We start from the raw sequence: 18,639 nt of genomic DNA, 5'->3' as shown, positions 1-18,639 counted from the left end.
CCGGCCCCGGGTCATCACACGCCCGTCATGGGGTCGATGACGCTGCGCACCTCGCTGACCTTGCTGGCCGGGAAGCCGCTGAGCTTGGCGTGCTCCTGCACGTCGGCCTCGCTCTCGGCGAGGTAGATGCAGAAGGTCTTGTCGTCCACGACGAAGGACTGCACCCACTGCACCTTGCCGTTGAGCTTGGCCAGCGCCTCGTTGGAGGTGGCGGACGCCCCCTTGAGCTGCTCGGCGTTGAGCTGGCCCACGCCGGGGATCTCGCGTTCGATGACGTAGCGCTTCATGGCTTGTCTCCTTCACTTGTCGGTTGAGGAGGCTGCACTGTGCGGCGGTGCGCGGCTGGGAAACAGTGGCGGGAATGACAATGTTGAGGGGGGATTGTGCCAAGGCCGTCGGCGCACGGCGACCTGCCCACTCTCATGCAGCGCCTGTCCGCACGCCCTGGGTGTTCATCACCGCGCAGCTTGCAAGCCTTTTGATTGGCATATATGATTCGTATACGTTTCATATATTTAGAGCAGCCATGGGCATTGTGAATATTGACGATGATTTGCATGATCAGATACGCAAGGCCAGCACCGTGTCTTGCCGGTCGATCAACGCGCAAGCGGCTTTCTGGATCAAGGTGGGCATGCTGTGCGAAATGAATCCGACGCAAAGCTTCAATGAAATCGTCGCTCAGGAAATGCGTGCCGCGGGCGTTGTGGCGCGCGCCGACAAGAGGCTTTTGACATGACCAAGCGGCCGGATGAAATTGCGCTGCTTGCAGAATCAGGCAAATTGCTGGCGGATGTATTTGCGCACCTGGATCAATTGAACTTGATCGGCATGTCCACCATGCAGGTCAATGATCTGGTCGACAGCTTTATCGTCAATGAGCTTGAAGCACGCCCGGCGAGCAAAGGGCAGTATGGATATGCCTATGCATTGAACTCGTCCCGCAATGACGTGGTTTGCCACGGTATTCCATCCGCTGCAGAAATCCTGCAAAGCGGGGACATCGTCAATTTCGACATCACGCTGGAGAAGAACGGCTACATCGCGGATTCCAGCAAAACATATTTAGTTGGCGACGTGTCGCCGCAGGCGAAACGCTTGGTGCAAGTGACCTACGAAGCCTTGTGGAAGGGCATCCAGGCAGTCCGTCCAGGCGCCCGACTCGGTGATGTGGGGCATGCCATCGAGCGGCATGCCAGAAAAAATGGTTATTCGGTCGTGCGGGAATATTGCGGCCATGGCATTGGACGAGAAATGCACGAGGAGCCCCAGGTATTGCATTGGGGCCAGCCTCAAACCGGCCTGATGCTGCGGGAAGGCATGGTCTTCACCATAGAACCCATGCTCAACCAAGGGCGGCCGAATGTCCGGACCGAAAAAGATGGTTGGGCGGTCGTCACGCGCGACAGACAACTGTCCGCGCAATTCGAGCACACCGTCGCCGTAACGAAAGACGGTGTTCAAGTCTTGACGCTGCGCCGCGGAGAAGCGGTGCCCAACTGACGGCCCACCTGCTGCGGCCCAAGTATTCCGGCCTGGCCAGGCTGCTTCAATGGGTTTTACACCGGCAACGCCGAAGTCAGTTTCACCCTCTGCATAGGCACTTCGGTCTTGACGCTCTGCACCCCAGGAATCCGCGTCAGGTGATTCTTCAGGAACTGCCGGTAATCATCCAGATCCGCCGCCACCACCCGCAGCAGGAAATCGCAATCTCCCGCCATCAAATGGCACTCCACCACGGCCGGAAGTAATTGCACGGCTTCGGTGAAATGGTCCACCGTGTCCGCGTCCTGGCCCTTGAGCCACACGCGGGCGAACACCGACAAACCCTTGCCGATCTTGGCCGGGCTGAGCACCGCCACATAGCGCTCGATCACGCCCGCCTCCTCCAGCAGCCGCACCCGGCGCAGGCAGGGCGAGGGCGACAGGCCGACCTCGCGCGCGAGGTCCACGTTCTGCAGGCGCCCGTCGCGCTGCAGGGCTTGCAGGATGCGCCGGTCTATCGCGTCCAGCTCCATTGGCATTCCTTTCCATTCGACGGTTCGATTCTTGGCACGCCATGCCAATCCGGGACCCATGACTGGCAAGAACGGCACCAAATTCTAGAGGGACAAGCAGAGAATTCCACGTCTGCTATGGACAGCCTCACTCCCTCCTCTCCCCTGGCCGGCACCGATGCGGCAGCCGCTTCCACCTCCGATGCCCGCGCCGAAACCTGGCGCGGCCTGCGCGCCTCGCTGCCGGTCATGCTGGGCTTCGTGCCCTTTGCGCTCGTCCTGGGCGCGCAGGCGGCGCAAAAGGGGCTGTCGGCCATCGAGGTGCCGCTGCTCACCGGCCTGAACTTCGCCGGCGGCTCGGAGTTCACCGCCGTGCGGCTGTGGACCTCGCCGCCGCACGTGCTGCTGATCGTGGCCATGTCCTTCCTGGTCAACAGCCGCCACATCCTCATGAGCGCGGCGCTGGCCCCCTACCTGCGCCACCTGCCGCTGGGCCGCGCGCTCACCGCGCTCTTCTTCATGTGCGACGAGTGCTGGGCCCTGTCCCTGGCCGACGCGCGGCGGCGCCGCTCCAGCCGCATCAGCCTGCCCTTCTACCTGGGCGTCTCCGCGGGCCTCTACGGCACCTGGGTGGTGTTCACGGCCCTGGGCGCGCTGCTTGGGCCGGTCCTGGGCGACGTGGAGGCCTACGGCTTCGACATGGCCTTCACCGCCGTCTTCCTCGTCCTGCTGCGCGGCATGTGGAAGGGGCTCAAGCCCGCGCGCCCCTGGCTGGTGAGCCTGGTGGTCGCGGCGCTGACCTACCGGCTGGTGCCGGGCTCCTGGTACGTCGCCGCCGGGGCAGTGACGGGCCTGCTCGCCGCCGCGGCCTGGGCGCCCAAGCAATCATGATCGACGCCGCCACCCTGCTCACCATCGTCCTGATGGCCGGGAGCACGTACCTCACCCGCGTGCTGGGCTACCTCGTCCTGCGCAACCGCACGCTCAGCCCCCGGGCCCAGGCCGTGCTGGAGAACGTGCCGGGCTGCGTGCTGATCTCCGTCATCGCCCCGGCCTTCGTGTCCGACCGCCCGGCCGACATCGCCGCGCTGGCGCTCACGGTGCTGGCCTCCACGCGGCTGGGCATCCTGCCCACGGTGCTGGTCGGTATCGTGTCGGCCGGACTGCTGCGCCACCTCTGGAGCTGATGACGATGACCGCCCCCACCGCCACCCCCATCTCTGTTCGCATCGCCCGCCACGACCGGTTAGTGCAACACGCGCAAGGCCGCCTGTTCACGCGCACCTGGGCGCCGGAGGATGCGTCCGGGGAGGCGGCTGCGGCCGCGCGGCAGGCGGCCCCCATCGTCCTGTTCCACGACTCTCTGGGCTGCGTGGCGCTGTGGCGCGATTTCCCCGAGGCACTGTCCCGCGCCACCGGCCGCCGCGTCGTCGCCTACGACCGCCTGGGCTTTGGCCAGTCGGACCCGCGCGTGGAACGCCCGTCGCTGGATTTCGTCGCCGAGGAGTCGGCGCTGTACTTCCCCGCGCTGCGCGAGCACCTGGACTTGCAGCGCTTCGTCGCCCTGGGCCACAGCGTGGGCGGCGGCATGGCCATCCACTGCGCGGCCGACAGCGGCGGCGGCTGCGAGGCCCTCATCACCATCGCCGCCCAGGTCTTCGCCGAGGACCGGACCTTGAACGGCATTCGCGCCGCCCGCGAGCAGTTCCAGGACCCGCGCCAGTTGGAGCGCCTCGTGAAATACCACGGCGACAAGGCGCGCTGGGTGCTGGAGGCCTGGACGGAGAACTGGCTGGACCCGGGCTTCGCCGCCTGGACGCTCTCGCCCGTGCTCCCGCGCGTCACCTGCCCGGTACTGGCCATCCACGGCGAGCTGGACGAATACGGCAGCGCGCGGCACCCGGCGCTGATCGGCGCGCTGTGCGGCGGGCCGGCGCAGGTGGACATCCTGCCGGGCGTTGGGCACGTGCCCCACCGGGAGGTGGCGGGAAAGGTGCTGGAGTTGATCCGGCAGCGGCTCGGCGCCTGAGTCACGGCCGGCGGCGCTTCAGCGCTGCAACCACTCCCCCAGCGCCGCCGACACCGCCCCCGGCTGCTCCATCGTGCTCATGTGGCCGCTGTCCTCGAACACCGCCAGCCGCGAGCCCGGCACCAGGGCGTGCATTTCCTCGTGGCGCGACAGGGGGCTCCACGCGTCCTGGCGGCCGCAGCCGATCAGCGTCGGACATTGAAGCCCGCGCAGCACGCCGCGCGCATCCGGCCGCGCAAGCAGCGCGTTGATCTGCGCCTCGAACGTGTCCGGCGTCTGCCGCTCGATCATCTGCAGCACCTGCTCGAACAGCGGCGTCTGCAGCCGCGAGGGGTGCACCATCCCCCGCGCCCACTCGCCGCCCATGGCCCGCATGCCCGCCTCGCGCGCCAGGCGCAGCAGCGCCAGGCGCTTGTCGCGCTCGCGCTCGCCGGCCTCGCCCGCGGCCAGCGGGTCCATGCCGGTGTCCAGCAGCGCCAGCCTTTCAACCCGCTGAGGCGCCAGCCGCACCACCTCCAGCGCCACGCGCCCGCCCATGGAGTGGCCGGCCAGCGAAAACCGCTGCGCCGGCACGCTCTCCAACACGTGGCGCGCCATGGCGGTGATGGAGGACAGCCCGCCATACGAAGGCACCACGCCGTCGGCCACCGCCTCCAGCGCCTCGCACTGCGCCGTCCACACGGCGGCGTCGCACATCAGGCCGGGCAGCAGCACCACACAAGCTCGCGTCATCACGTCACTTTCAAACAGAGGCTGGAGAACAAGGTCGATCGGGCTATGGGTCAATGCGCCGCCGCGGCGCTGCCGCGCGAATGTCCCGGCAGGTTGCGGCCCGTGCCCATGGCCAGCACGGCCAGGGCGCCGGCCACCAGCGGCAGCGCGTAGGCGTAGTACAGGGAGGCGGGCTGCCAGCCGCCGTCCAGCAGCATGCCGGCCGTCAGCGGCGCCACGATGGCGCCTATGCGCCCAATGCCGATGGCCCAACCCAGCCCCGTGGCGCGCACCGCCGCCGGGTAGGTCACGGGCGCAAAGGCGTACAGGCCCGCCATCGAAGCGAACAGGAACACGCCCATGCCGAACGCCACCGCGAAGGCCAGGCCCAGCGCCCCCGACACCGCGCCGAACAGCGCCGTGAACACCGCATAGACCAGGAAGGCGCCCACGGTGATGTGCGCCAGCCGCATGCGCACCGCCAGCGCGCCAAAGAGGCTGCCGCCCACGATGCCGCCCAAGTTGATCAGCACGCCGCCCGTCACGCCCTGCTGCGCCGACAGCCCCGCCTGCACCAGCAGCTTGGGCGTCCAGCTCAGCGAGAAGTACACGCTGAACATGAGCAGGAAGAAGGCGCCCCACAGCATCAACGTGGGCCGCGCCAGGCCGTTCTTGAACAGGCCCGCCACCGCGTTGCCCTGCGCCGCCGCGCCGCCCGCGGCGCGCTCCGGCAGTTGCGCCAGCAGCGGCCGCTCCATGAGCGCCACGATGCGGTTGAGCTTCTCCAGCGCCCCCTTGGGACGGCGGGCAATCAGGAAGTCCACCGACTCCGGCAAGCGCCACAGCACCACCGGAATCATCACCGCCGTGGCGAGGCCGCCGAAGGTGAACACCGAGCGCCAGCCGTAGTGCTGCAGCAGCCACGCCGCCGCCAGCCCGCCCAGGGTGGCGCCAATCGGGTAGCCCGTGGCCTGCAGCGCCACGCAGGTGCTGCGCCACTTCAGCGAGGAGTACTCGGCCGTGATGATCCCGACGCTGGCCAGCATGCCGCCTATGCCCACGCCGGTGAGCCCGCGCAGGCCCACGAGCTGCACGTGGCTCTGGGCCATGGCCGACAGCAGCATGCCCACGGCAATCACCACCAGGCACAGCACGATGACGGGCTGGCGCCCAACGCGGTCGGCCAGCGGCGCCACGAACAGCGAGCCCGCCGCCATGCCGAACAGGCCCGCGCTGAACAGCAGCCCCAATTGCGCGCCATTGAGCTTCCACTCGCCCGCGACGCTGGAGGCCGTGAAGGCCATCACCAGCACGTCGAAGCCGTCCAGCATCACCAGCATCACGCAGATCGCCACGGCAACCCACTGGAAACGGCTCATCGCGCCCTCTTCGAGCGTCTTGCGAAGGTCGGTCATACAAGTCCTCTGCGGAACAGGTTGTCTCTCTCGGAATCCGGGGCATGAATCGCGCCGCGCCTGGCGCGGGCGGACCCGGGATTTCCACGTGGCCATGACCGGCGCAACGCAGGGCCGCAAGGAGCGGTGTGCCGGCGCCGGGGTCAGCCTTGTTGTGTGAGACGGAGCATCGCCGCCCGGCTCGCGGACGGCCAATGCTGCGCAGGGGCGCTGCTATGCGTTGTGCTTATGGGCAGCGCCGCGGCGGGGTGGGACGAGGCGGGACAAGGAATGCGCGGCGCGCGGGGTCAGGACACGTTTCCATCACCTCGTCCGGCGGCATCGAAGCGTCGTGAGGGGGCGCCTATTTCGTCGCTGCTTCCGTCATTTGCGGTGGAGCCCCAGGGCTTGGCTGATGGTCGCGACGCCGCTTTGGATTTCGCCCAGCACCGACAGCAGCCGGTCGCCCTGCAAGGCCACGTAGGCGGCGGCCGGCTCGGCCAGCCGGGCCAGGCCCTGGCGGCCGATGCCGTCCACGGCCAGCACGCGCACCAGGCTGTCGGCCAGGTGCACGGTGTGGCCCAGCGTCGCCAGCGGCACGCCCGCGTCGAAGGGGTCGTGGTGCTGCCCAATGGCCCAGGCCACGGCCTGCGGCAGCCGCCAGTGCAGCGCCAGGTGCTGGCCCATCGCCGCATGGCCCAGGCCCAGCATCCGCTGCTCGGCCTCGCCCAGCGGCATCTCGCCACGCGCGTGCAGCGCCAGCGCCTGCGCCATGGCCTGCGGCCACAGCACGGCCATGGCCAGGCGGCCCATGTCATGCAGCAGCCCGGCCATGAAGGCCGAGGGCTCGTCCTGCTCAAGCTGCCGCGCCAGCGCCTGCGCGGCCAGCGCCGTGGACAGGGCATGGCGCCAGAAGCCCACGAAATCGAACCCCGGCACCCGCGCCGGCGTGAACTGGTTGGACACCATCACCGTGGCCACCAGGTTGGAAGTGGTGCGCCGGCCCAGGATGGCCACCGCGTCCTGCACCCGCAGCACGCGCCCGGCCACGCCGTAGAAGGAGGAATTGGCCAGGCGCAGCGTGCAGGCGGCCAGAGCCGCGTCCTGCTCCAGGGGCTGCGCGCATTGCTGCAGGCCCAGCCGGTCGTCCTGCAAGGCCTGCAGCGCCTTGAGCGCGGCCTGCGGCAGCGGCGGCAGCGAAGAGAGCCGCCGCAACAGCTCGCCGGGTTGGGCACCGGGTTCGCCGCAGCGCGCGGCGGCGTCGCCCAGCGCGTCGGACGCGGGCGCCGCGCTGGCCGCGCCGGCACTGGCGGAGGGGGGGCAGGTGCAGGTTTGCATGGTCAGCTCACGGCAAGCGCCCGGGGCGCTTGCGCCCGCGGCCGCAACAACAGCAGCCGGCCCTGTGCGGGCTCGCCGGCCTGCCAGCAGAGAGAGGGAATGCGTTCAAGGTGATGCCAACTTCTTCCTGAACCTGCGCCAAGGCGACAGTGCCGCCAACTCCCCTGCCATCGGTTTTTTCGCGCAGGAGTTAAGACGACTCAAGGTTTTTTCCAATTCCGGCGCGCGGGCGACGCGACTGTTTCCCAGCCGCTCGGCAGAACGCACCTGCCGGCGCAGCTCAGGGTGCGGCATGGCTGCCGGGGAAAAGCGGGGCGCTTCGTCGGCCCTGTGGCAAGAGCGCTGCGCACCCTCATCCGTCATACCCGCGAAAGCGGGTCTCTACGCCTGCCGGGGTGCTGGCGCGCCGACGCCACCCCTGGGCGACGCCGCTCGAAGGCCCCACCTCGGCGCTCGTGGAGGTCCGCTTTCGCGGGCACGACGCAGTAGGGAGCGACGCGCCTGGGGTGGCGGGATGCCAACGCGCGGCACGGCCGCCGCTGCCTCTCACGGCCCAGGCACCACGTGCGCACGGGCAAGATCACCCATGGCGTGATGCCCCCGAAAAATCCCGCACCACGCGGGACTTCTCGGCACCCAGGCTCAGCGCGGCGGTGCCGCCAGCAGGGCCGTGAGCCGCTCGGGGTCCGGCGGCTTGACGAGGTAGTCGTCAAAGCCGGCGTCCAGGGCGCGCTGGCGGTCGGCCTCCTGTCCGTAGCCGGTCACGGCCACGACCAGCGCTTGGGCCGTCTGCGGCCGCGCGCGCAGCCGCCGCGCCAGCTCGCAGCCGTCCATGCCGGGCAGGCCGACGTCCAGCAGGAACACGTCGAAGGGCTCCTGCAGCACGCGCTCGAGCGCGGCGTCGGAGGCGTGCTCCACGGCCACGTGGTGGCCGGCCTCGCCCAGGTAGAGCGCCAGCATGCGCGCGGCGTCCTGGTTGTCGTCCACCACCAGGATGCGCCGCGCCACGGCCGCCGCCGCGGGCAGGGCCTGCGCACCGCCCGCCGGCGCATCGGCCTGCACGCGCAGCAGCGGCAGCCGCACGGTGAACTCGCTGCCCTGGCCGGCGCCGCTGCTGTAGCAAGCCACCGTGCCGCCGTGCAGGTCCACCAGGCTTTTCACCAGCGCCAGGCCCACCCCCAGGCCACCCTGGGCGCGGTCGGTGCTGCGCTCGGCCTGGACGAAGAGGCCGAACACCTTGGGCTGCAGCGCCGCCGGCATGCCGATGCCGTTGTCGCGCACGGTGATGACGGCCTCGTCGCCCTCCACGTGCAGGACCAGGGCGATCTCGCCGCCGCTGGGCGTGTACTTGGCCGCGTTGCCCAGCAGGTTGGTGAAGATCTGCACCAGCCGCTTCTGGTCGCCCAACACCCAGGCGTCAACGGCGGGCTGCTCCACGGCCAGGTGGTGCCGGCGCGCCTCCACCAGCGGGCGCACCTGCTCCACGGCATGGGCGGCCACGCTCTTGAGGTCCTGCGGCTGGCGGTCGATGTTCACCAGGCCACGCGTGACGCGGGAGACGTCCAGCAGGTCGTTGACCAGGGCCGTCATGTGGCGCACCTGGCGCGTGATGATCTCGCTGGTGCGCTTGACCTGCGCCTGCGGCAGCTGGCCCAGGCTCAGCACCTCGGCGGCGGTGCTGATGGGCGCCAGCGGGTTGCGCAGCTCGTGGGCGAGCATGGCCAGGAAGTCGTCCTTGCGCTCGTGCTCGCCGCGCAGCTCCCCGGCCAGCGCCTCGGCGCGCTGGCGGGCGCGCACCTGCTCCGTCACCTCGTAGGCGAAGACCAGGATGCCGCTGATGTGCCCGCTCTGCGCATCGCGCAGCGGCTGGTAGACGTAGTTGAAGAACACTTCCTCCAGCCCGGAGCGCTCATCGCCCCGGCGCAGCAGCGTGGGCTCCTCCTGGCCCACGTGCGCCTGGCCGCTGCGGTAGACCTCGTCGAGGATGCGAGGGAAGGGCTGGTCGCGCATTTCCGGCAGCGCCTCGCGCAGCGGCCGGCCGATGAGGTCGCGCGGGCCGATCAGCGCCTGGTAGACCGGGTTGACCAGCTCGAACACGTGATCCGCCCCCTGCAGCACCGCAATGCCGGCGGGCACCTGCAGGAAGAGGTCGCTCAGGTGCTGGCGCTGGCGCTCGCGCGCCTGCAGCAGGCTGGCGCGCTGCAGCGCCGAGGCGAGCTGCGCGGTGACGGACTCCAGGAAGGCGCGGTAGCGCTTGTCGAAGTGCAGCCGCGGGCTCAGGCCGAAGGCGATCACGCCCAAGGGCGCAGCGCCGGCCACGCCCTCCATGGGCAGCAGCAGCACGTAGGGGTCGGCGCCGGAGCGCGCGGCGTCGGCTTGCTCGCCCACCCATTCCTGCCCGTTGCGCTCGACCACGCGGCGCGCGGCGGCGTCGAGTTGGGCGCGCCTGTCCGGGTCGCTGCCCGCGCCGGCGCCCTCGGTTTCGCCGGCCAGCAAAAGGCACTCGCGCTCCGCGTTCCAGAGGTAGACCAGGGCGAAGGGAACATCGCGCGGGTTGCGGCTGAGCGCGGCGACGGCGTCGGCCACGGGCTCCAGCGAGCCGCTGGGCGTGAGCATGCGCAGCGTTTCGGCGCGGCGCTCGCTCAGCACGGTGGCGGTCACCTCGAACACCGGCTGCAGGAGGCCGGCGATGCGGCCCTCGTCGTCGCGCAGCGGGCTGAATGTGAAGGTGAAATAGGCCTCTTCCTCGAAGCCGTAGCGGGTGACGGGAATGTGGGCCTGGCGCACCTCGACCACGTCGCCCTGGTCCAGCACGCGGCGCATCCAGGGGTAGATCAGCGGATAGGTGTCGGGCCACGACTCGCGGTAGGAGGCACCGAAATAGGCCGGGTGGCGCGGCCCCATGATCACCGCGTAGCCGTCGTTGTAGATCTGCGTCTGCTCGGGGCCCCAGAAGATGATGGCCGGCGAAGGCAGCTCCATCACCATGTCCACCAGGCTCAGCAGGCTGCGCGGCCAGGCGTCCATGGGGCCCAGCGGCGTGCGCGCCCAATCGAAGGCCTGGAGCAGCCGCCTGGCCTCGGAATCCCGGTGCGAGATTTCGACAGGTTGAATGTCCGATTCCCGAGCTCGCTCCATGTTTTACGGTGCCTGTGAGAGGAAGCCCGCGCGGGCCGGGCAGGAAGTCAAACCCGGCAGGGGCAAAAAGCCGGCCAGCAGTGTGCGGCAGGTTTCTTGAGGCTCTCGCGGCACCGGCGTGGTGCAAGGGATACTTGTTCAGCCCAGGGCCGTTCAGCCGGGCCCGCGCGCGCCTTTCCAGCGCCGCAGCAGCAGCGCGTTGCTCACCACGCTGACGCTGCTGAAGGCCATGGCCGCGCCGGCCACGACGGGGCTGAGCAGCCCAAGCGCCGCCAGCGGGATGCCCACCACGTTGTAAATGAAAGCCCAGAACAGGTTCTGGCGGATCTTGGCGTAGGTGCGGCGCGAGATGTCCAGCGCGTCGGCCACCAGCGCCGGGTCGCCGCGCATGAGCGTGATGCCCGCGGCGTGCATGGCCACGTCCGTGCCCGTGGACATGGCGATGCCCACGTCGGCGGCGGCCAGCGCGGGCGCGTCGTTGATGCCGTCGCCCACCATGGCCACGCGGCCGCCGCCCGCCTGCAACTCGCCCACGATGGCCGCCTTGTCCTGCGGCAGCACTTCGGCGCGCACCTCCGCCATGCCCAGCGCCTGCGCCACGGCGCGGGCGCTGCCGGCGTTGTCGCCCGTCACCAGCACGGTGCGCACGCCCAGGCGCTGCAGCGTGCGCACGGCCTCCGCGGCGCTGGCCTTGGGCTGGTCGCCGAAGGCGAGCAGGCCCAGCAGGCGAGGCGCGGAAGTCACGTCCGCCAGCCAGGAGACGGTGCGGCCCTGGGCGGCCAGCGCATCGGCGCGCAGCAGCAGCGCGACGGTGTCCACGTTCAGCTCCTGCATGAAGCGGCTGCTGCCCAGGCGCAGCTCGCTGTTGCCCACGCGCGCGGCCATGCCCCGGCCGGCCACGGCGCGCACTTCGACCGCGGCGGGCGCGGTGAGCCCTTGGCGCTCGGCGGCGGCCGTCACGGCGCGGGCCAGCGGGTGCTCGCTGTGGGCCTGCACGGCGGCGGCCAGCGCCAGGACTTCATCCGGCCGGCCGTCGGCGGCCTCGAAGGCGGTCAACTCCGGCTTGCCCTCGGTGAGCGTGCCGGTCTTGTCGAAGGCCACGGTGCGCACGGCGTGGGCGACTTCCAGGGCTTCGGCGTCCTTGATCAGGATGCCGTGGCGCGCCGCCACGCCCGTGCCGGCCATCAGCGCCGCGGGCGTGGCCAGGCCCAGCGCGCAGGGGCAGGCGATCACCAGCACCGCCACGGCGTTGAGGATGGCTGCTTCCCAGTCGCCCGTGCCGAAACCCCAACCCAGCGCCGTGGCCAGCGCGATGGCGATGACGGCCGGGACGAACACGGCGCTCACCTTGTCCACCAGGCGCTGTATGGGCGCCTTGTGCGCCTGCGCCGACTCCACCAGGCGGACGATGCGCGCCAGCGTCGATTCCGCGCCCAGCGCCGTGGTGCGCACCAGCAGCAGCCCTTCGCCGTTGACGGCGCCGCCGGTGACCTTGTCGCCCTCGTGGCGCGGCACGGGCAGGCTCTCGCCGGTGATGAGCGATTCGTCCACCTGGCTGGCGCCTTCCAGCACCAGGCCGTCCACGGGAATGCGCTCGCCGGGGCGCACGACCACCTCGTCGCCCAAGCGCACGCGCGACAGCGGCAGCTCTTGCTCGCGGCCGTGGCGGCGCACGCGGGCCACGTCGGGGCGCAGGGCGTTGAGGGCGCGAATGGCCTCGGTGGTCTGCCGCTTGGCGCGCGCTTCCAGCCACTTGCCCAGCAGCACCAGCGTGATGACCAGCGCCGAAGCCTCGAAGTACAGGTGCGGCATGCCGTGGCCGCCGTGGCTCGCCAGCAGCTCATAAACGCTCAAGCCGTAGCCGGCCGAGGTGCCCAGGGCCACGAGCAGATCCATGTTGCCGCTGCCGGCGCGCAGCGCCTTCCAGCCGGCGCGGTAGAAGCGCGCGCCCAGCCAGAATTGCACCGGCGTGGCGAGCGCCCATTGCAGCCAGCCCGGCAGCGCCCAGTCGCGGCCCGCCACCATGCCCAGCATGGGCAGCGCCAGGGGCAGCGACAGCGCGGCGGCCACGGCAATGGGCCACCACTGCGGCAGAGATGAGGCGGGCGCGGCCGCGGCCGGGGTGGCGTCCGGCCCGTCCGGCACCACGTGGGCGGCGTAGCCGGCTTTTTCGACCGCGGCCAGCAGCGGGGCGGCGTCGCCCAGGTCCGGCGCCACGGCCACGGTGGCGACCTCGGTGGCGAGGTTGACTTGCGCATCCGCCACGCCCGGCACGCGGCGCAGGGCTCTTTCGACGCGGGCCACGCAGGAGGCGCAGGTCATGCCCTCTATGGCCAGCTCCACCTCGCGCGGCGCGGCCATTGCGGGCGCGGGCGAGGCGGTGACGGGGTTCACGGCGGTATCCATGCTGTGCTTCCGAAGGGGGACGGATGCACTGTGGACCTTGCCATCATGGGAAGGTCAAGCGGGGCGCATTACATTACCGCCCCCTCCTCCACCGCAGCCGTTCCCGGTGCTTCCGGCCAGCGGCCCTGCCCATCCGCACGAAACCCGCCATGCCTCAACAACCCCAATGGAAGATGGCGCTCGACGTCGAGCGCTGCATCGGCTGCCACGCCTGTTCGGTGGCCTGCAAGGTCGAGAACCAGGTGCCGCTCGGGAGCTTTCGCACCAAGGTCTATTACTGGGACCACGGCAGCTATCCCCAGGTGAAGCGGGACTTCCTGCCCGCGCTGTGCATGCAGTGCGAGGACGCGCCCTGCCTGAAGGCATGCAAGAGCGGCGCCCTCTCGCGCGGGGCGGACGGCATCGTGCGCATCGCCCAACATGCCTGCGACAGCCACGGCGCCTGCGAAAAGGCCTGCCCCTACGGCGCCATTTCGTGCCAGCCCGGGCAGATCGCCGACAAGTGCGACTTCTGCAGCCACCGGCTGGACGTGGGCATGGAGCCCGCCTGCGTGGAAACCTGCCCGGCCGAGGTTTTTCACTTTGGCGACGCGCGCGACCCCGACTCGGCCTACTCGCGCTTCATGGCGCGGCGCGGCCATGAAACCGCCGTGCTCAAGGCCGACAAGGGCACGCGCCCGGCCGTGGCCTACCGCGGCCACCGGGTGGAGATGGAAGCCAAGATTCCGGAGGGGCGCAACCACGAGGGCTGGTCCTACGAGATCGAGACCTGGCCGTCGCTGGACGCCCACTTCCCGCCGCAGCGGCGCGTGCATTGGGCGCGCGTGGAGCCGGGCCAGAACATCACCGAGTACCGCCCGGAAGCGCAAGGAGGTGCGGCATGAAGCGGCGCGACCTCATCAAGCGCGGCTTCGGCGCGCTGGCCACGCTGGCCGTGGGCGAAACCATTGTTCTGTCGCCCGACGAGGCCTGGGCCGCGGGCACGCCGCGCCGCAAGGGCAAGGACGCGCTGGCCAAGGCGCAGCCGCGCGTGCCGCACGACTACCGCAAGGCCACCGTGGTGCGCAGCGTGTGCCTGAACTGCTCCACGGTGTGCGGCATCGAGGGCCACGTCATCGACGGCAAGCTGGTGAAAGTCAGCGGCAATCCCGAGGACCCGAACAACGGGCGCTCGCTGTGCGCCAAGGGCCAGTCGGGGCCCACCATCAACGACTACCCGGAGCGGTTGCTGTTTCCGCTCAAGCGCGTCGGCCCGCGCGGCAGCGGGCGCTGGCAGCGCATCACCTGGGACGAGGCGCACGACGAGATCGCGCGCCGCATCCGCCGGGCCATGGACGAAGGCAAGCCGGAGGAGGTCGCCATCCACGTGGGCCGCTCGCGCGTGGGCGAGGAAACCACGCGCTTCATGAACGCGGTGGGCTCGCCTTCCGTGTTCAACCACCGCGCCATCTGCTCCTCCAACAAGCGCGCGGCCAATTACGTGAGCTTGGGCGAAACAGACTGGGAGACGGGCGACTTCGAGCGCAGCAAGTACATCATCGACTTCGGCGCCAACGTCTACGAGGCGCACCAGGGCGCCATCCACGCGGCCAAGCGCATCATCCGCGGCCGTTTCGACAACGGCGCCAAGTTCGTCTACTTCGACGTGCGCATGTCCAACACGGCCGGGCGGGCCGACGAGTGGTTCGCGCCCAACCCGGGCAGCGACGGCGCCATCGCCCTGGCCATGGGCAACGCCATCATCGCCGCCGGGCTGCACGACCGGGAGTGGCTGGACACCTGGAGCAACGTAGCCGCCGACGACCTGGCGAAGTGGATAGACCGCTACACGCCGGAGTGGGCCGAGGGCGTGAGCGGCATCCCGGCTGCGGACATCCGCCGCGTGGCGCTGGAGTTCGCCCACGCCGCGCCCGCGGCCGTGGCCTTCACCAACCGCGGCAGCGGCGCGCACTACAACGGCTTCAACGCGGACCGCGCCGTCATATTGCTCAACGCCATCGTGGGCTCCATAGGCCAGCCCGGGGGCTACTGCTACACGGTGGAGCCCACGCGCATCCCGCCGCAGGTGTTCCCGCACCCGTTGCCGATGCCGCTTTCGCCCAAGGCCAGGAGCGCCATCGAGAACCCGCCGGAATGGCCGCTGGCCAACAAGTGGCAGCGCATGAAGGTGGGGCAGATCGTCTACCGCCACCTGCTGCAGGGCAAGGGCAAGGTGCAGGTCTACCTGAGCTACACGCTGGCCTCGCCGCAGACCTGGCCGGAAGGGCGCAGCCTGGCGCTGCGGGTGCTCAAGGACGAGAAGCTCATCCCCTTCCACGCCTGCTCGGACATCGTCTATTCCGAGATGGCGCACCACGCGGACATGATCCTGCCCGACGCCAGCTACATGGAGCGCTGGGGTTTTGATACGCGCAACAACATGGAGCTGCGCGACTACGTCACGCTGCGCCAGCCCATGGTGGCGCCGCCGGGCGAGTGCCGCAGCTTCGTTGATTCGCTGATCGACATCGCCCGCCGCATTGGGCCGGACACCGCCAAGTACTTCGAGTTCAAGGACCACGAGGAATGGATACGCCGGCGCTGCGAGCCCTTCGGCAAGCGCGTGGGCGAGGACGGCTTCGCGTACATGCGCAAGCACGGCGTGTGGCAGGACACCTCGAAACCCAAGTACTACGCGCTGTACGACTGGCCCTTGAGCGCCGAGGAGCTGAAGAACACGCGCGTGGACGAGGCCACGCAAATCGTGCTGCGCAAGGCGGCCGACGGGCGCGAGGCGCCGGTGGGACTCATGGTCAAGGGCACGGCGCGGCGCGGCTTCATCACGCCCTCGCGCAAGTTCTCCGTGTACCACCCGGACATCGAGGCCGCGGCCCAGGCGCGCGGGTTCGACGAGGACGGCGGCAAGGGCATGCCGGACTGGTTCCCCGTGCCCAGCATCGAGCGCATGGGGCAGGAGCAGCTGCACCTCGTGACCTTCAAGTGGAACGTGCATACGCAGGGGCGCACGCAGTCGCAGAAGTACCTCAGCGAGATCGTCCACCACAACCCCATGTGGATTCACCCCGCCACGGCGGCGCGCCACGGCATACGCACGGGCGACATGGTGGAGATCACCACCTACCGGCCTCGCGGCCACGGCATGCGCGGCGGCGGCGAGGTGGTGGGCAAGGCGCTGGTGCCGGCCTGGGTGACGGAAGGCATACACCCGCGCGTGCTGGCCGTCTCCAACACGCTGGGCAACCAGTTCCACGGCCGCGCGGCCACGGCGCACAACGGGCCGCGCCAGGCGCTGGAGGCGGCGTGGGACCGCGCCGTGGTCGGCGAGGACGCGGACCTGGACGAGCGCGTGTGGTGGGACCCGGCGCGCGGCGGCACGGGCGCGGGCTACAACGTCAACGCCATCCTGCCCATACAGCCCGCGCCGCTGGTGGGCATGCAGGGCTGGTTCGACACCGTGTGCTCCATACGCAGGGCCTGAGCCTGCGCCGAGGCCGGCGCGGGCGACCGCGCCGCGGGCGGTGCCGGGGCCCTTGGGGCCCGGGCGCCGCCCGGTAAAATTCCGTCTTTTCCCTGAAACCTGGCGCCCCTATGACCACCGAGAAGATCGACGGCGTGTCCGTCACCACCCGTGCCAACGTCTATTTCGACGGCAAGTGCGTGAGCCATGGCATCACGCTGGCTGACGGCACGAAGAAGTCGGTGGGCGTGGTCCTGCCGGCGACGCTGACCTTCAACACCGGCACGGCCGAGATCATGGAATGCGTCGCGGGCGCCTGCGAGTACAAGCTCGCGGGCAGCGACGAATGGCGCCGCTCCAGCGCCGGCGAGCAGTTCAGCGTGCCGGCCAACTCCAGCTTCGAGATCCGCGTGACCGAGGCCTACCACTACATCTGCCACTTCGGCTGAAGCACCCACCATGGCCACCATCCTCGAACAACTGCCCCTCGGCCAGAAAGTCGGCATCGCCTTCTCCGGCGGCCTGGACACCAGCGCCGCGCTGCACTGGATGCGCAAGAAGGGCGCTGTCCCCTACGCCTACACCGCCAACCTGGGCCAGCCTGACGAGCCCGACTACGACGCCATCCCGCGCAAGGCGATGGAGTACGGTGCGGAAGCGGCGCGGCTCGTCGACTGCCGGCTGCAGCTCGCCCACGAAGGCATTGCCGCGCTGCAGTGCGGTGCCTTCCACATCTCCACCGCGGGCGTGACCTACTTCAACACCACCCCGCTGGGCCGCGCCGTGACCGGCACCATGCTGGTGGCGGCCATGAAGGAAGACGACGTCCACATCTGGGGCGACGGCAGCACCTTCAAGGGCAACGACATCGAGCGCTTCTACCGCTACGGGCTGCTGACCAACCCGAGCCTGCGCATCTACAAGCCCTGGCTGGACCAGACCTTCATCGACGAGCTGGGCGGCCGTGCCGAGATGTCGGCCTTCATGACCGCCGCGGGCTTCGGCTACAAGATGTCCGCGGAGAAGGCCTACTCGACCGACTCCAACATGCTCGGCGCCACGCACGAGGCCAAGGACCTGGAGCACCTGAACTCCGGCATCAAGATCGTGAACCCCATCATGGGCGTCGCGTTCTGGAAGGAGGAAGTCGAGGTCAAGGCCGAGGAAGTGCGCGTGCGCTTCGAAGAGGGCCAGCCCGTGGCCCTCAACGGCAAGACCTTCGACAACCCGGTCGAGCTGATCCTGGAAGCCAACCGCATCGGCGGCCGCCACGGCCTGGGCATGAGCGACCAGATCGAGAACCGCATCATCGAGGCCAAGAGCCGCGGCATCTACGAGGCCCCGGGCCTGGCGCTGCTGTTCATCGCCTACGAGCGGCTGGTCACGGGCATCCACAACGAAGACACCATCGAGCAGTACCGCGACAACGGCCGCCGCCTGGGCCGGCTGCTGTACCAGGGCCGCTGGTTCGACCCGCAGGCCATCATGCTGCGCGAGACCGCTCAACGCTGGGTCGCCCGCGCCGTGACCGGCGAAGTGACGCTGGAGCTGCGCCGCGGCAACGACTACTCGCTGCTCAACACCGAGTCGCCGAACCTGACCTACCACCCCGAGCGCCTGACGATGGAAAAGGGCGAGTCGGTGTTCTCGCCGCGCGACCGCATCGGCCAGCTCACCATGCGCAACCTCGACATCACCGACACGCGCGACAAGCTGGGCATCTACAGCCGCACCGGGCTGCTGAGCACGGGCGGCGACGCGCCGCTGCCCAGCCTGGAGTAAGGCTGAGGCACTGAAGCCGGCCTGACCGGCTTCGCTTGTGCTGTCAACGAAAAAGCCGCCGGCGCTTGTATAGCGTCGGCGGCTTTTTTACTGGGGTGGTTGGACACCGGCCGGAGGCTGGCGCGCGGCGCACCCCGTTTCGTCATACCCGCGAAAGCGGGTATCCACGCCTGCCGGGGTGCTGGCGCGCTGACGTTGGCCCTATGCGATGCCGTTCGAAGGACCTACCTCGGCGCCCGTGGATGCCCGCTTTCGCGGGCATGACGGCGTAGGGGTCGAGGCGCCTTGGCTCCGAGATGCCAAGGCGAGCCAAGCTGCCCCGGCCCCTGCGTTACCCCCTCAACCCGCGAACCACCGCGCCGGCACCATCACGATGGACGGGAAGAA

General features: G+C 69.8%; 16 protein-coding genes. 9 read left to right on the top strand and 7 right to left on the bottom strand.

From position 1 onward, the window contains the following. Positions 1-14 precede the first annotated feature (14 nt). Positions 15-287 carry a DUF4242 domain-containing protein gene (locus ALA01S_RS21050; protein ID WP_066340635.1) on the bottom strand — a complete coding sequence of 91 codons (273 nt, stop codon included), beginning with the start codon at positions 285-287 and terminating at the stop codon, positions 15-17. Positions 288-526: 239 nt separating this feature from the next. Between ALA01S_RS21050 and ALA01S_RS21045 the strand changes: the two genes are divergently transcribed. Both ALA01S_RS21045 and map read left to right on the top strand, forming a co-directional pair. Next, entirely contained in the window at positions 527-739 is a 213-nt protein-coding gene (locus ALA01S_RS21045; RefSeq protein WP_066340633.1) for a ParD-like family protein, read from the top strand. Beyond that, positions 736-1,503, top strand: coding sequence for a type I methionyl aminopeptidase (map, locus tag ALA01S_RS21040; RefSeq protein WP_066340625.1), 768 nt, complete (start codon positions 736-738; stop codon positions 1,501-1,503). Before ALA01S_RS21045 ends, map begins: the two co-directional genes overlap by 4 nt. A 56-nt stretch (positions 1,504-1,559) precedes the next feature. Here map and ALA01S_RS21035 read toward each other — a convergent pair whose 3' ends face one another. Next, the gene (locus ALA01S_RS21035; RefSeq protein ID WP_066340622.1) at positions 1,560-2,018 is read right to left on the bottom strand and encodes an Lrp/AsnC family transcriptional regulator; all 459 of its coding nucleotides are present in this window, start codon (positions 2,016-2,018) and stop codon (positions 1,560-1,562) included. A 117-nt stretch (positions 2,019-2,135) separates the two neighbouring features. Between ALA01S_RS21035 and ALA01S_RS21030 the strand changes: the two genes are divergently transcribed. From ALA01S_RS21030 to ALA01S_RS21020, 3 genes are read left to right on the top strand one after another with little or no spacing between them, the layout of a single operon-like run. Continuing rightward, positions 2,136-2,888 carry an AzlC family ABC transporter permease gene (locus tag ALA01S_RS21030; protein WP_066340619.1) on the top strand — a complete coding sequence of 251 codons (753 nt, stop codon included), beginning with the start codon at positions 2,136-2,138 and terminating at the stop codon, positions 2,886-2,888. Then, positions 2,885-3,184, top strand: a complete 300-nt coding sequence (locus ALA01S_RS21025) for an AzlD family protein (RefSeq protein ID WP_066340616.1) — start codon at positions 2,885-2,887, stop codon at positions 3,182-3,184. Before ALA01S_RS21030 ends, ALA01S_RS21025 begins: the two co-directional genes overlap by 4 nt. A 5-nt stretch (positions 3,185-3,189) precedes the next feature. After that, positions 3,190-4,026, top strand: a complete 837-nt coding sequence (locus tag ALA01S_RS21020; RefSeq protein ID WP_157119156.1) for an alpha/beta fold hydrolase — start codon at positions 3,190-3,192, stop codon at positions 4,024-4,026. 18 nt (positions 4,027-4,044) lie between these two features. Here ALA01S_RS21020 and ALA01S_RS21015 read toward each other — a convergent pair whose 3' ends face one another. From ALA01S_RS21015 to ALA01S_RS20995, 5 genes are all read right to left on the bottom strand, one after another. Next, positions 4,045-4,758, bottom strand: coding sequence for an alpha/beta fold hydrolase (locus tag ALA01S_RS21015; protein WP_066340612.1), 714 nt, complete (start codon positions 4,756-4,758; stop codon positions 4,045-4,047). Positions 4,759-4,808: 50 nt separating this feature from the next. Then, complete coding sequence (locus ALA01S_RS21010) at positions 4,809-6,152, bottom strand: MFS transporter (protein ID WP_066340609.1); 1,344 nt, start codon at positions 6,150-6,152, stop codon at positions 4,809-4,811. Between the two features lie 363 nt (positions 6,153-6,515). Then, positions 6,516-7,469, bottom strand: a complete 954-nt coding sequence (locus ALA01S_RS21005; RefSeq protein ID WP_066340606.1) for an HDOD domain-containing protein — start codon at positions 7,467-7,469, stop codon at positions 6,516-6,518. A gap of 642 nt (positions 7,470-8,111) precedes the next feature. After that, positions 8,112-10,607 (bottom strand): ATP-binding protein, encoded by a 2,496-nt coding sequence (locus tag ALA01S_RS21000; RefSeq protein WP_066340603.1) that lies wholly within the window; start codon positions 10,605-10,607, stop codon positions 8,112-8,114. 153 nt (positions 10,608-10,760) lie between these two features. After that, positions 10,761-13,013, bottom strand: a complete 2,253-nt coding sequence (locus ALA01S_RS20995; protein ID WP_084267781.1) for a heavy metal translocating P-type ATPase — start codon at positions 13,011-13,013, stop codon at positions 10,761-10,763. 149 nt (positions 13,014-13,162) lie between these two features. Here ALA01S_RS20995 and ALA01S_RS20990 point away from each other — a divergent pair, with 149 nt between their 5' ends. From ALA01S_RS20990 to argG, 4 genes are all read left to right on the top strand, one after another. Further along, positions 13,163-13,897 (top strand): 4Fe-4S dicluster domain-containing protein, encoded by a 735-nt coding sequence (locus tag ALA01S_RS20990; RefSeq protein WP_169805974.1) that lies wholly within the window; start codon positions 13,163-13,165, stop codon positions 13,895-13,897. Continuing rightward, a complete protein-coding gene (locus ALA01S_RS20985; protein WP_066340597.1) occupies positions 13,894-16,491 on the top strand; it encodes a molybdopterin-containing oxidoreductase family protein in 2,598 nt (865 codons plus the stop codon). The genes ALA01S_RS20990 and ALA01S_RS20985 overlap by 4 nt, the downstream gene beginning before the upstream one ends. Positions 16,492-16,601: 110 nt before the next feature. Beyond that, the gene (gene ppnP / locus ALA01S_RS20980; RefSeq protein ID WP_066340594.1) at positions 16,602-16,919 is read left to right on the top strand and encodes a pyrimidine/purine nucleoside phosphorylase; all 318 of its coding nucleotides are present in this window, start codon (positions 16,602-16,604) and stop codon (positions 16,917-16,919) included. A gap of 10 nt (positions 16,920-16,929) precedes the next feature. Beyond that, positions 16,930-18,252, top strand: a complete 1,323-nt coding sequence (gene argG, locus ALA01S_RS20975; RefSeq protein ID WP_066340591.1) for an argininosuccinate synthase — start codon at positions 16,930-16,932, stop codon at positions 18,250-18,252. The last annotated feature ends 387 nt before the right edge of the window (positions 18,253-18,639 follow it).

Origin of the sequence: Azohydromonas lata NBRC 102462 (assembly GCF_001571085.1) — a bacterium.
Taxonomy (GTDB): Bacteria; Pseudomonadota; Gammaproteobacteria; order Burkholderiales; family Burkholderiaceae_C; genus Azohydromonas; species Azohydromonas lata.
This window is presented reverse-complemented; position numbering and strand designations above follow the sequence as displayed.

Coding starts and splice junctions, on each gene's coding strand:
- ALA01S_RS21010 (WP_066340609.1), bottom strand. CDS start 6,152: ATGACCGACCTTCGCAAGACGCTCGAAGAGGGCGCGATGAGCCGTTTC.
- ALA01S_RS21050 (WP_066340635.1), bottom strand. CDS start 287: ATGAAGCGCTACGTCATCGAACGCGAGATCCCCGGCGTGGGCCAGCTC.
- ALA01S_RS21015 (WP_066340612.1), bottom strand. CDS start 4,758: ATGACGCGAGCTTGTGTGGTGCTGCTGCCCGGCCTGATGTGCGACGCC.
- ALA01S_RS21045 (WP_066340633.1), top strand. CDS start 527: ATGGGCATTGTGAATATTGACGATGATTTGCATGATCAGATACGCAAG.
- ALA01S_RS20985 (WP_066340597.1), top strand. CDS start 13,894: ATGAAGCGGCGCGACCTCATCAAGCGCGGCTTCGGCGCGCTGGCCACG.
- ALA01S_RS21030 (WP_066340619.1), top strand. CDS start 2,136: ATGGACAGCCTCACTCCCTCCTCTCCCCTGGCCGGCACCGATGCGGCA.
- ALA01S_RS21000 (WP_066340603.1), bottom strand. CDS start 10,607: ATGGAGCGAGCTCGGGAATCGGACATTCAACCTGTCGAAATCTCGCAC.
- ALA01S_RS21035 (WP_066340622.1), bottom strand. CDS start 2,018: ATGGAGCTGGACGCGATAGACCGGCGCATCCTGCAAGCCCTGCAGCGC.
- argG (WP_066340591.1), top strand. CDS start 16,930: ATGGCCACCATCCTCGAACAACTGCCCCTCGGCCAGAAAGTCGGCATC.
- ALA01S_RS21020 (WP_157119156.1), top strand. CDS start 3,190: ATGACCGCCCCCACCGCCACCCCCATCTCTGTTCGCATCGCCCGCCAC.
- ppnP (WP_066340594.1), top strand. CDS start 16,602: ATGACCACCGAGAAGATCGACGGCGTGTCCGTCACCACCCGTGCCAAC.
- ALA01S_RS21025 (WP_066340616.1), top strand. CDS start 2,885: ATGATCGACGCCGCCACCCTGCTCACCATCGTCCTGATGGCCGGGAGC.
- ALA01S_RS20990 (WP_169805974.1), top strand. CDS start 13,163: ATGCCTCAACAACCCCAATGGAAGATGGCGCTCGACGTCGAGCGCTGC.
- ALA01S_RS20995 (WP_084267781.1), bottom strand. CDS start 13,013: ATGGATACCGCCGTGAACCCCGTCACCGCCTCGCCCGCGCCCGCAATG.
- ALA01S_RS21005 (WP_066340606.1), bottom strand. CDS start 7,469: ATGCAAACCTGCACCTGCCCCCCCTCCGCCAGTGCCGGCGCGGCCAGC.
- map (WP_066340625.1), top strand. CDS start 736: ATGACCAAGCGGCCGGATGAAATTGCGCTGCTTGCAGAATCAGGCAAA.